Annotated in this window: 12 protein-coding genes; 8 read left to right on the top strand and 4 right to left on the bottom strand. The window is 69.3% G+C overall.

The annotated features are described in order from the left end of the window. Positions 1-150 precede the first annotated feature (150 nt). From ACZ68L_RS31280 to exaC, 6 genes are all read left to right on the top strand, one after another. On the top strand, positions 151-1500 hold the full coding sequence (locus ACZ68L_RS31280) for an esterase-like activity of phytase family protein (protein WP_469583465.1): 1350 nt from the start codon (positions 151-153) through the stop codon (positions 1498-1500). 204 nt (positions 1501-1704) lie between these two features. Next, positions 1705-3192: an APC family permease gene (locus tag ACZ68L_RS31275; protein WP_469583462.1), complete on the top strand. Its 1488-nt coding sequence runs from the start codon at positions 1705-1707 to the stop codon at positions 3190-3192. Then, a complete protein-coding gene (locus ACZ68L_RS31270; protein WP_469583458.1) occupies positions 3189-4205 on the top strand; it encodes an acetamidase/formamidase family protein in 1017 nt (338 codons plus the stop codon). Before ACZ68L_RS31275 ends, ACZ68L_RS31270 begins: the two co-directional genes overlap by 4 nt. 46 nt (positions 4206-4251) lie before the next feature. Further along, positions 4252-4845 (top strand): N-acetylmuramoyl-L-alanine amidase, encoded by a 594-nt coding sequence (locus ACZ68L_RS31265; RefSeq protein ID WP_469583455.1) that lies wholly within the window; start codon positions 4252-4254, stop codon positions 4843-4845. A 105-nt stretch (positions 4846-4950) separates the two neighbouring features. Then, complete coding sequence (locus tag ACZ68L_RS31260) at positions 4951-6201, top strand: GAF domain-containing protein (RefSeq protein WP_469583452.1); 1251 nt, start codon at positions 4951-4953, stop codon at positions 6199-6201. 97 nt (positions 6202-6298) lie between these two features. Next, entirely contained in the window at positions 6299-7822 is a 1524-nt protein-coding gene (exaC, locus tag ACZ68L_RS31255; protein WP_469583450.1) for an acetaldehyde dehydrogenase ExaC, read from the top strand. Between the two features lie 97 nt (positions 7823-7919). Here exaC and ACZ68L_RS31250 read toward each other — a convergent pair whose 3' ends face one another. Both ACZ68L_RS31250 and ACZ68L_RS31245 read right to left on the bottom strand, forming a co-directional pair. Next, positions 7920-8270 (bottom strand): transposase, encoded by a 351-nt coding sequence (locus ACZ68L_RS31250; RefSeq protein WP_469583447.1) that lies wholly within the window; start codon positions 8268-8270, stop codon positions 7920-7922. Next, positions 8186-9085 (bottom strand): IS630 family transposase, encoded by a 900-nt coding sequence (locus ACZ68L_RS31245; protein WP_469583445.1) that lies wholly within the window; start codon positions 9083-9085, stop codon positions 8186-8188. Before ACZ68L_RS31245 ends, ACZ68L_RS31250 begins: the two co-directional genes overlap by 85 nt. A gap of 161 nt (positions 9086-9246) precedes the next feature. Between ACZ68L_RS31245 and ACZ68L_RS31240 the strand changes: the two genes are divergently transcribed. After that, positions 9247-10107, top strand: a complete 861-nt coding sequence (locus ACZ68L_RS31240) for an alpha/beta fold hydrolase (protein ID WP_469583443.1) — start codon at positions 9247-9249, stop codon at positions 10105-10107. A gap of 47 nt (positions 10108-10154) precedes the next feature. On the opposite strand, the gene ACZ68L_RS31235 is transcribed toward ACZ68L_RS31240, so the two are convergent. Continuing rightward, complete coding sequence (locus ACZ68L_RS31235; protein WP_469583441.1) at positions 10155-10688, bottom strand: GNAT family N-acetyltransferase; 534 nt, start codon at positions 10686-10688, stop codon at positions 10155-10157. 195 nt (positions 10689-10883) lie between these two features. Between ACZ68L_RS31235 and ACZ68L_RS31230 the strand changes: the two genes are divergently transcribed. Continuing rightward, entirely contained in the window at positions 10884-11288 is a 405-nt protein-coding gene (locus ACZ68L_RS31230; protein WP_469583438.1) for a hypothetical protein, read from the top strand. A 46-nt stretch (positions 11289-11334) separates the two neighbouring features. Here the strand turns inward: ACZ68L_RS31230 and ACZ68L_RS31225 are convergent, their stop codons facing one another. Beyond that, entirely contained in the window at positions 11335-12183 is an 849-nt protein-coding gene (locus ACZ68L_RS31225) for an MBL fold metallo-hydrolase (protein WP_469583436.1), read from the bottom strand. Positions 12184-12271 lie beyond the last annotated feature (88 nt).

The following is a 12271-nucleotide window of genomic DNA, read 5'->3' as shown; positions in this document are numbered from 1 at the left end:
TCGATGGCGGGACGGGCGGCGGCCGGGCAATGCGCCCGTCCCCTGTCCGTCGCCGCGTTCTGCCCCGGCGTTCAGCTCGAAGTCACCGCCCGTTGAGGGTAAGGGCGGAACCTGACGGCCGTCCGAGCTGTTCATGCCTCAGGAGGCCCCATGTCCCAGCGTGTTGTCCGTCGTTCGCTCGCCGTCGGGCTGCCGCTCGCCCTGCTCGCAACAGTGTGTGCCGCCGGGACGGCGACGGGCGCGCCGGACCGGCACGAGCACCAGGAACCCACCGCTCGGGTCATCGGGAGCGCCGTGCTCCCTGACATCCCGCTCGCCGGTTTCAGCAACGGGCTGCTCCCCGGGACGGTCGCCGACGACCGCGGCGTGATGCTCGGCGGTATCGGCAGCGACCTCTACCCGGCGTGCCGCAAGGGCGAGTTCTGGACGGTGACGGACCGCGGCCCCAACGGGCAAATCAAGATCGACGGAAAGAAGCGGCGCACCTTCCCGGTCCCTGGCTTCGACCCGGCGATCGTCAGGATCCGGGTCAGCGGCAAGCACATCAAGGTGCTGCGGGCCATTGCGCTGACCACCCGCTCCGGTGCCGCCGTCACCGGTCTGCCGAACCAGCGGGGCCGCGACGAGGCTCCGTACACGTACGACGCGAAGACCCCGCTCGCGTACGACCCGAACGGCCTGGACACCGAAGGCATCGTCCGGGCCGCCGACGGCACGTTCTGGCTCGTGGACGAGTACGGTCCCTCCCTGGTGCATGTCTCGGCCCGCGGCCGGGTGCTGACACGCTACGTCCCTCAGGGGCTCGGGCTGACGGGCGCCGACTATCCGGTGATCGAGGCGCTGCCCGGCGTGCTTCTGAACCGCAAGACCAACCGCGGGTTCGAGGGTCTGGCCCTGCTGCCGGGTGGTGACCTGGTGATGGCGGTGCAGAGCCCGCTCTCGCTGCCCGACCAGGACGCGGGCGAGTCGTCGCGCAATGTGCGGCTGCTGCGCTTCTCGACGAAGAAGCGCGCGGTCACGGCGGAGTACGCCTACCGGTTCGACCCGGTCGATGTCGTGGACCCCGGCGAGGACGACACCTCCGAGCTGAAGATCTCCTCGGTCGTCGCGGTCGGCCGCGACGGACTCCTGATCGAGGAGCGCACGGACAGGGTGGCGCGGCTGCACCGGGTGACACTCCCCCACGGATCCGGAATTCTTGGTTCCGCCTGGGACGACCCAGCGACGTCACCCTCCTACGAGGAGCTCCCCGACCCCTCGGCGTCGGGCGTACCGACGATCCGCAAGAGCCTGGTCGTCGACCTGGGCGAGATCACGGGTGTGCCGGGGAAGATCGAGGGTGTGGCGGTGACGGGCCGGGACACGCTCGCCCTCATCAACGACAACGACTTCGGGATGACCGACGGTGCCGAGGCGTTCGACGCGAACGGCCGACTGGTCGACAGCGGCATCGACACGTCGGTGACGCTGCTGAAGCTGCCGCGCCCGCTGCACGGCTGACCGCGCTCCGCCCGGCGGTACGGGGGCACACGCTCCCGTGCCGCCGTCGCCGTGCGATTCTGTCCGCTTCCCCGTCCGCGTACCCGATTCCGGGCTCCTGCCGTCTTCCGCCGCCCGCGTGACGCCCGTACGGTAGGGCGCGCGAGAAGCTGAGCCGTACATCGGACAACACCTTCCGGTCATCGGACAAAGGGAGCCACAAGGGTGTCGGGGGATTCGAGCAGCGGACTGTTACGTGATGCCGTCGGGCTGCGCGAGGTCCTCTTCCAGAGCATCACGGCGATGGCGCCCGCCGCAGCCATCGCCGCTTCCATTCCCTCCGGGGCCACGTTCGCGGGCGGGAGTCTGCCGCTCTCCGTGGTCGTGGCACTGATCGCCTGTCTGTTCACCGCGTCGTGCGTCGCGGAACTGGCCCGTCATCTGCCCGCCGCCGGTTCGGTCGCCACCTACTCCGCGCAAGGCCTGCACCCGGCCATCGGCTTTCTCGTCGGCTGGGGCTATGTCTTCGTGGAGGCTCTGGTCCCCGCACTGCTGCTGCTCCAGCTCGGCTTCACGACAGCGGGCACCCTGCACCAGGAATGGTCGTCCTACCCGGCACACCTGTGGTGGCCCTGGTCGCTGTTCGGCGCGGCGGTCATCGCGCTCGCCGGGTTTTTCGGCGTACGGGCCTCCGCCCGGTTCGGAACCGTGCTCGGAATCTTCGAGGTGCTCGTGTTCGTCGCCTTCGCCGCGCTGCTCATCGGACAGGCCGGCTCGGACAACACGCTCTCGGTGTTCGGCACTTCGCACACCGCGGACGGCTTCGACGGCATCAGCGGGATCTTCGCGGGGTCGGTCTACACCGTGCTGGCCTTCGCCGGATTCGAGGCCGCGGCACCGCTCGCCGAGGAGACGAAGAACCCGCGGCGCACCATGCGGCGTGCGGTGCTCGGTGCGGCACTCTCCATCGGCCTGGTGTACGTCCTCACCACCTATGCAATGTCCGTGTACTTCGGGCCCGACAGGTTGGCCGGATTCGGGGCTTCGGGAGCGGCGTCCTGGGAAGGCGTGGCACGCGCCTCGTTCGGGCTGTTCTGGGTGCTGCTCTTCCTCGCCGTGGTCAACTCGACGGTGGCCAACGCCAATGCCTGTGCCACCGTCTCGACCCGGACGGCGTTCGCCCTCGGCCGGATCGAGGTCTTCCCACGGGCGTTCGCACACCTGCACCCCCGCCGTCGCTCCCCCGTCACCGGCGTGGCCGTGCAGTTCGTGATCGCGGTGGGCGCGACACTCGGACTGGGGTTCGGCTACGACCCGGTGACGGCCTTCGTGCTGCTGGCCACCGTGATCGTCACGGTGATCATCGGTGTGTACATCATCGTGAACCTCTCCTGCGCCGGGTACTTCCTGCGACGGCGGCGGGACACGTTCAACCCCGTACTCCATCTGCTCTTCCCGGCATTGGGCACAGCTGCGTTCGTGCCCGCGCTGCTGACAGCCGCCGGAATCCCGGCCTTCGACTTCGTCTCCGAGCTGAGCGCGCCCGTTTCATACGCCGGTCCGGTCGTCGGTGTCTGGATGCTGATCGGAATCGTTGTACTGGCGGTGCTGCTGCGCAGACATCCGGAGCGGGTGGCACAGACCGGACGGATCCATCTTGACGACGCCCCGGAGCCGGCCGGGGAACCCGAGACAGGAGCGGCACAGCGATGAACGACCCCCGAATCCTGACCGTCCGTCCCAAGGAGGGCGAGTACGCCTGGACCTTCGGCGGAGCGGCCCCGGTCGCCAGCATCGAGCCGGGGACATTCCTCGACGTGTACACCGAGGACTGCTTCGCGGGACGGGTGCGTTCCGAGAAGGACCTGGTCTCCGAAGTCTGCGAGTTCCCGTTTCTCAACCCGCAGACCGGGCCCTTCCATGTGGTGGGTGCGGAGCCCGGTGACACCGTCGCGGTGCACTTCGTGTCCGTCGAACCGGCCAGGGACTGGGCCGCCTCGACGACCGTTCCGCTCTTCGGGGCGCTCACCTCCACGCACACCACCGCGTCGCTGCAGGATCCGCTGCCCGAGGTGGTGTGGATGTGGCAGCTCGACCGGGCACGCCGCACCTGTCTGTTCAGCGCCCGGGACAGTGACGTCCAGGTGGAGCTGCCGATGGATCCGATGCACGGCACGATCGGGGTGGCTCCGGCGAATCTGGAGGTACGGTCCGCCTTGGTGCCCGACGCACACGGCGGCAACATGGACACCCCGGAGATGAGGGCGGGCGTCACCTGCTACTTGGGCGTCAACGTCGAGGGGGCGCTGCTGAGCCTCGGCGACGGTCATGCCCGTCAGGGCGAGGGCGAGACCTGCGGGGTCGCCGTGGAGTGTGCGATGAACACGGTGGTGCTCGTCGAGCTGCTGAAGGGCGTCACGACTCCGTGGCCGCGCATCGAGTCCGACACCCATCTGATGTCGACCGGTTCCGCCCGCCCTCTCGAAGACGCCTTCCGGATCTCGCAGTTGGACCTCGTGCGGTGGGTGGCGCGCGACTACGACCTCTCCGAACTCGACGCCTATCAGCTCGTCAGCCAGGCTGGCGAGGCACCGTTGGCCAATGTGTGCGACACCAACTACACCTGCGTGGCGAAGATCCGCAAGGAGTGGCTGCCCGCGGGTGATCCCCATCGCGGACTCCACCGCCATCTGCGGGAGACGTCGACGCTGCTGTCCAGCCCGTGACCACACCACCCGCCCCTCGTCCCTCCCCCCACGCACAGGAGTGTTCATGCATCGCAGGAGGATTCTTCAGGGCGCCGCGGCGACGGCGGCCGCCGCGCTGATCCCGGCATCCGCCCGCGCCGCGGCTGCCACGACGGCAGGCGACACGGACTATCCGCTCGCCCACTGGAACCCAGCCTCGACGTCCAACTACACCGCGTCGAGCCGTCCTTCGGCCTATCCGGTCCAGTATGTGATCATCCACGTCACCCAGGAAACCTTTTCGAACACGATCGGGATCTTCCAGAATCCGGCGAAACAGGTATCCGCGCACTATGTGGTGCGCTCGGCGGACGGCTATGTCGCCCAGTGTGTCCGGGAGCAGAACATCGCCTGGCATACGGGCAACTGGGACTACAACACGCGCAGCATCGGGATCGAGCACGAGGGCTGGGTGGACCAGCCCTCGTACTTCACCAACGCCATGTACGAGAAGTCGGCGCTGCTGACCGCCTCGGTCTGCGACCGCTACAACATCCCCAAGGACCGCGCGCACATTCTCGGCCACGTCCAGGTCCCGGGCACCGACCACACGGATCCCGGCCCGAACTGGGACTGGGTGCGTTACATCCGGCTCGTCAATCTGTACTCCGCCGGCTGACGCGTCTTCGCCGCCACGTCCGCTCACTCTCCGCACCCCGGTTGTCGCAGGCGTCGACTGCGGCCACGATGGGACGGGCACGACGCCCCTGGACGGGAGAGTGAGTTGACGGACCCCTGGGTGGCCCTGACAGCCGATACGGATCCCGGTGTACGGCTCGGCCAACTGCGGCACGCGCACGAGGTGTTCACCACGGCCGGGCGGCTGGAGCGGCCGGTGCGACCGGTGGTCGGCGAGTCGTGGCGGCGCTCGGCACGGGCACGCGTCAGCCCGGACGGCGCTGCCCTGGTCGAGCTGGGCGCGGACGATCTGGGGCCGTACCGGGACGGGCACCCCCTGGCCCCCGCTATGCCGTTGATCCGTGAGCTGATGAGCGCGTACGCGATGGACGGGGAACACCTCCTCGCGGTGTGCGACGCGCACGGCAGACTGCTGTGGGTCGAAGGGCACGCGTCGACCCGTCAGGCCGCGGACCGGATGAACTTCGTGGAGGGCGCCTGCTGGGCCGAGTCCGTGGCCGGGACGAACGCGCCGGGTACGGCCATCGCCGTGGACCGGCCGGTACAGGTCTTCGCGGCCGAGCACTTCCTGCGACCGGTCCAGCAGTGGACCTGCGCGGCGGCACCGCTCCACGACCCGCACACGGGGCGGGTCCTGGGCGCCGTGGACATCACCGGTGGAAACCGACTGGCGCATCCGCACAGTCTGGCGTTCGTACAGGCGGTGGCACGCGCCGCCGAATCACAACTCGCCCTGCGTACACGCCCACCCGACGGCGGGACCATCCGGCTCAGTGCGCTCGGGCGGGACGAGGCACTGCTGGTCGCGGAGGGGCGCAAGTTCCGGCTCAGCAGACGGCACAGTGAGATCCTGGTGACGCTGGCCCGCCATCCCGAGGGCCTCGGCGGCGACGAACTCCTCGTCGAGCTGTACGAGGACGAGTCGGTGACTCCGGTGACCCTGCGGGCCGAGCTCTCCCGGCTGCGGCGGCTGCTCGGCCCCGAGCTGCTCCCCTCCCGCCCCTACCGTCTCGCCGCGCCGGTCGACGCCGATTTCGACACGGTGGCGCGCAGGCTGGCGTCCGGCGCGGTCGCGGCGGCGCTCAACGCCTACCCGGGCCCGCTGCTGCCCGGCTCGCAAGCGCCCTCGGTCGTCCGGCTGCGGGGCCGGCTCGACGGGCAACTGCGGGCGGCGCTGATCGCGCGCGCCGACCCGGGGCTGCTGGCCGACTGGGCGTACAGCCCTTGGGGCGAGGACGACCTCCAGGCCTGGCGGGCGCTCGCGGCGGCCGTACCCGCAGGACAGCGCCCCGCGCTCCTCGCCAGGATGCGAGCCCTGGACGCGGAGCGGCGGTAGCCGCGTTTCTCCGCAACGGGGTTGCAACGTGGCAGCGCCTATCCTCACGCCGAGGGCCGTCCAAGGGCGGACGGCACGGATCCGGGAGGCCACAGAGATGACCCGTTACGCTGCGCCGGGCACCGAGGGTGCCATCGTCTCGTACGAGTCCCGCTACGACCACTGGATCGGCGGCGCCTACGTCCCGCCCGCCCGTGGCCAGTACTTCGAGAACCCCAGCCCTGTCAACGGCCGGCCCTTCACCGAGATCGCCCGTGGCGGTGCCGAGGACGTCGAACGGGCCCTGGACGCGGCCCACGCGGCGGCCCCCGCCTGGGGAGCCACCGCGGCAGGAGACCGCGCCTCGGTCCTGAACAGGATCGCCGACCGGATGGAGGCGCACCTGGAGGAGCTGGCGGTCGCGGAGAGCTGGGACAACGGCAAGCCGGTCCGGGAGACCCTGGCCGCCGACATCCCGCTGGCCATCGACCACTTCCGCTACTTCGCCGGCGCGCTCCGCGCCCAGGAGGGGTCGCTCAGCGAGCTCGACGACGACACGGTCGCCTATCACTTCCACGAGCCACTGGGCGTCGTCGCACAGATCATCCCGTGGAACTTCCCCATCCTGATGGCGACCTGGAAGCTGGCCCCGGCACTCGCCGCGGGCAACGCGGTGGTCCTCAAACCGGCCGAACAGACCCCTGCCTCCATCCACGTATGGCTGAAGCTGGTGGCCGACCTCCTGCCGCCCGGTGTCCTCAACATCGTCAACGGCTTCGGCGCGGAGGCCGGCAAACCACTCGCCTCCAGCCCGCGCGTCGCGAAGATCGCCTTCACCGGTGAGACCACGACCGGGCGGCTGATCATGCAGTACGCCTCCGAGAACATCAAGCCGGTGACGCTCGAACTGGGCGGCAAGTCTCCGAACATCTTCTTCGACGACGTGTGGAACGCGGACGACGACTTCCGCGACAAGGCCCTCGAAGGCTTCACCATGTTCGCTCTCAACCAGGGTGAGGTCTGCACCTGCCCGTCACGCGCACTGATCCAGCGCGGCCACTACAGCGAATTCCTGGAAGCGGGCATCGCACGCACCGAGAAGATCGTGCCGGGACACCCGCTGGACACGGACACGATGATCGGCGCACAGGCCTCCAACGACCAGTTGCAGAAGATCCTCTCGTACCTGGACATCGGCCAGCAGGAGGGGGCGAAGGTCCTCACGGGCGGCCAGCGGATCGAGTACGACGGGGAACTGGCCGGCGGCTACTATGTCCAGCCGACCATCTTCGAGGGCGACAACCGGATGCGGGTCTTCCAGGAGGAGATCTTCGGCCCGGTCGTGGCGGTCACATCCTTCTCGGATTTCGACGACGCGATCAGAACGGCGAACGACACGCTCTACGGCCTCGGCGCGGGCGTATGGACCCGCGACATCAACACCGCGTACCGGGCCGGCCGTGCCATCCAGGCAGGCAGGGTCTGGACGAACTGCTACCACGCGTACCCGGCCCACGCCGCCTTCGGCGGCTACAAGCAGTCTGGGATCGGCCGCGAGAACCACAAGATGATGCTGGAGCACTATCAGCAGACGAAGAATCTTCTGGTGTCGTACTCGCCGAAGAAGTTGGGCTTCTTCTAGGCGCAGAAAAAGGGCGCCTGACCAGGCAAGATGCCCGTCAGGCGCCCTTCGCAGCGCACGGCTAAGTGGTCGGCTCCGGAAGTCCTTCGGGGGTTGATCAAGCTGCTGGCGCGGCGGAGGATTCTTCGTGTCGGTCGGCGGTGTGCTGGTCGAGCCTGGCCAGCAGATCGTCCAGGTCGGAGGTGGTGAACTTCCACTGGAACGGCTGTGCCGTGGCGTTGAAGCGGTCTTCGAATGCTCGGAGCCGGTCCCCGACCTGAGTGAGGTCGGTGAAGTCGTTAGGCGTCACGCCCTTGCGCTGCACGACGGAGAAGTAGATCTCCACCTGGTTCAACCAGGAGGCGTGCACCGGGGTGTGGACCATCACCGCGTTCGGGAACGCGGCCGACAGCCGGTCGGCGGCCTTCTTGCCGCGGTGGGAGGAGCCGTTGTCGACGATCCAGAACACGCGCTTGGCGCTGGCGTAGGGCTCCTGGGCCATGACCTGGGGACCAGGTGCATGAACGGGTCGATGCCGGTGGTGGGTTCGGTGCGGCCGAACACCTTCGCGGCGTGGGTGTCGTAGGCGGCCAGGTAGGCCAGGGCGCCGCCGCGTCCGTAGGTGTGGTTGACGCGCATCGCCCGGGCCTGGCCGGGGGCGAGGGTGGGGTGGCAGCGGCAGCGGGCCTGGATGGAGGTCTTCTCGTCCGCGCTGATGACGTACTCGTCCTCGCCGAGCGGGACGCCCCGCCAGGTGCGGGCGTACAGGTCCAGCACCCGCTGGGTCTTGGCACGGAAGCCGGGATCGGTGATGAAGATCCAGGAGCGGTGCTGCCAGGGCTTGAGCGCGTCGTCCCTGAGCCAGCGTCGCACGGTCGAGGCGGAGACGGGGCCGGTGATACCGCGCGCCGACAGTTCGGCGGCCAACTCCGGGCACGACCAGCGCGCCAGCGGCACCCCGGTCTCGGCGGGCAGGCGGCAGGCCAGCGCTTTGGCCTCGGTAACCTGCAGCGCGGTGAACGACGGCGGCCGCCCCGACCGCTCGCGGTCGGCCAGAGCACCCAGACCGTGCTCGGCGAACCGGCCGCGCCAGCACCGGACCGTGTCCAGGTGCAGGCCGGTGGCGCGGGCGATGCGCGCGTTGGAGCGTCCGCGTGCGGCGTGCAGCACCACCTGCGCGCGTATCCGCAGCCGGTGCTCGGTCTTGTGGCCGTAGGCCATCTTCTTCAGCCGCTCGCGCTCGGCGGCGCGCAGGGCTATCGGGCGGGCGGCGACAACGGGCAAGGCAGGCAGGCCGATCGGAAGAAGTGGATCACGACCCGCCAAAGCGTGCCGTATCCGGGGACCCGCCCGTCGGGCGGGATGGGCGCCATCCCCACGCCTTCGGAACGCCCCCAGCCGGTAATGCGTGGCGGGTGGTGGACGGCCGGTGTCAGGATGGCCGGATGCCGACATTTCCTGCCCCGGACGGAACCCGCCTCGCCTACCGCATCGTGGGGGAGGGCGATCCGCTGATCTGTCTCCCCGGAGGCCCGATGCGGGCCTCCGCCTACCTCGGTGACCTGGGCGGCCTGCCTGCCATCGCAGGGCGTTCGCTCGTGCCGCTCGACCTGCGTGGCACGGGGGAGTCCGAGACTCCGGCCGACCCGTCGAGCTACCGCGTCGACCGGCAGGTGGACGACGTCGAAACGCTCCGGGCTCACCTCGGGCTGGAGCGGATCGATGTGCTGGCCCACTCCGCCTCCGGCGACCTCGCGTTGCTCTACGCCGGCCGGTATCCGCAGCGGATCCGGTCGCTGGTGCTGGTGACCGCCCGGGCCCGGGCGGCCGGGATCGAGTTCCCGCTCGAGGGACGGCGCGAGGCGCTCGCGCTGCGCAGCGGTGAGCCCTGGTACGACGAGGCGGTGCCCGCCTTCGAGCGGGCGATGGCCGGGGAGGCGAGCGAGGACGATTGGCGGTTCCTGGACCGTCTCATTTACGGCCGCTGGGATGCGGCGACGGAGGCCCACGCCGCCTCCGGCGAAGACGGTTGCAACGAGGAGGCTGCTCACGCCTACCCTGGTCCCGGCGCGTTCGATGACGCGGCTGCAGTGCGCGAGGTGCTGACCAAGCTCGACGTGCCGGTGCTGGTGCTCGCGGGTGAGCTGGACCCGTCCCCTCGCCCGGACAAGGCTGCGGAGGTCGCGGCGCTCTTCCCGCGCGGGGAGTTCGTCGTCCAGCCGGGCGCCGTGCACTTCCCGTGGCTGGACGACCCGGAGTTCTTCGTCCGGACCGTCGGTGAATTCCTAAGCCGAAGCGACGCGTAGTGGTCGGCTCCAGAGTCAACCCCCGAAGGACTTCCGGAGCCGACCACTTAGCGACATGCTGGCGACCGCGTCGCCTCTGTGTCGGTGGCGGGCCAGGTGTACTCGAACTCGGGAAGCTCAAATCCCTGGTCGAAGCGGCAGATGCGGGACGCGGTACGGCGTCCTCCATGGCGTTCGTAGAACTTGACCGCGCGGGTGTTGCCCTGCAGGACCTCCAGGTAGACGTCCTGGCCGGGGTGTGCGGTGGTGGACCAGGCCAAGGCATGCTTGAGAAGCCGACTGCCCAGCCCCCGCCCGGTGTCGCCGGGACGGGCATGCAGGTTGTCGAGCAAGACCCGGCCATCCGGCTGCGGTTCCAGGTAGATGAAGCCGAGCAGCCCGCTGGTTTCCACGGCCAAGAACAGTGCCGCGCCGGGGACGGGATCGGCCAGCCGCGCCCGCCACACCTGTTGGCGTTCAGCGAGGAGCGGGCCGTCCAGGTACTGCGCAGGGAACAGGGTCGCGTAGGCCCATCGCCAGCTGACCGTGTGCAGCTCGGCGACGGCATCGACATCGGTCGCCACGGCGGTTGTGATCTCCACGGCCGCATTCTCGCGGCCGACGCGGCCGACGTCTATGAACTGAGGCACACACTCTCCACTCGCTCACTCACGCAGCCGCAGTCACCGAGCTGAGCGATTACGACGTGATGCGCGATCGCTGATACGCCAGCCTGAACATGCGAACGGCCGTGCGAGACAATCATGATTGTGACGTCCAGATGGACCCGCACGGCCTTGAGTCATCGTATCTGCACCGGTATCCCGCGCCGCCGCCTGGGCAAGCTGATCGCCGAGCTGGCCGAGCCGTGGACAGCCCGCAAGGAGTCCCGGCTGCGCGAACGCCGAGGCCATGAGCGGGAGCGCGCCGCTGGAGCCGGCCCGGGCCACGAGCTGGTCTTCACCGATCGGGTGGTCGCCACCTTGGTCATCCTGCGCTTCCAACTCCCCCACACCGCCCTCGCCCTATTCTACGGAGTCCGCTCCACGATCAACGCGCCGTTCACGAGGTCCGCCCCCTGCTCGCCGGCCGCGGCTTCGCCGTCCCCGGCCAGCCCGACATGCGCCTGCGTACCCTGTCCGATGTCTTCGCCTACGCAGCTTCCCAGGGCGTGGAACTGCGCATCGACGGCACCGAGGTGAGGGTGCGTCGGCCCCGGGGGAACAAGCTCCCGTGTCCACCCTCGCCTCAACCCTTCTCAAAGCGCGCGGAGCCCCACAGAGCACCGCGGTTGATCCGGGTGGGATGCAGGTCGACCATGCCTTCGTACAACTCCAGCGCGGTCGAGGTGTTCCGCGCGAGCCTCTCGAAGTCATCGATGTACTGCCTGGTCAGGCTGATGGCCTGCGGGGAATCTCCGAGCGAGGGGTCCTTGTGGCCGGCGACGACGGACGCGGGCTGCAGGGCCTCCAGCCGGTCCAGCGCGGCCAGCCATTCACGGCGCTTCGGCGCCGGCGACTCGGCCAGGAAGGGGTGCACGTTGCTGTAGACGGCGTCACCCGCCACCACGAGTCCGATGGAGGGCGCGTGCAGGCAGGTGGTGTCGTCGGTGTCGGTGTGCCCGAGCGGGATCGCCCGCAGGATGTGCCCCTCCAGTTCGATGGCGCAGCCCTCCATCGGCTGGGCCAGCACGAGGTTGGAGGCGATCTGGTCGGGGAAGCGTGCCTGCCAGAAGTTCTTGAAGGTTTCCGGGGCGGCTTGGGCTCGCATCTGCTCCACCACCGCGGGTAGGGCGAAGGCCTTCGCGGAGGGGTGGCGGCGCAGCACTTCGGCGAGCCCGAACCAGTGGTCGCCATGCCCGTGGGTGATGTAGACGGCGACGAGGCGCTTACCGCGCTGCTCCACCCAGTCGAGCAGATCGCCTACCTGACCAGTCGTCATGAGCGGGTCGACGAGGACAGCGTCCCGCTCTCCTTGGATCAAGGTGGTCGATGTCGGTGACCACAACCTGCGGTCGAGGTCCGGGGGTGTGTCCTTGACCGTGGTCTCCAACTGGGCGGAGACATACACCTCGTAGCTGAGCGATGTCTTGGGCATGACTGCTCCGTTCCCTGTACTGCGTGAGGGGCAGGCACGCCCCGTGGGAGTGCGCTCGGGAATCGTCCGCCGTCACCGGGCCCGGTGG

The sequence above is a fragment of the Streptomyces sp. NPDC104309 genome (genome assembly GCF_055584025.1).
This window is presented reverse-complemented; position numbering and strand designations above follow the sequence as displayed.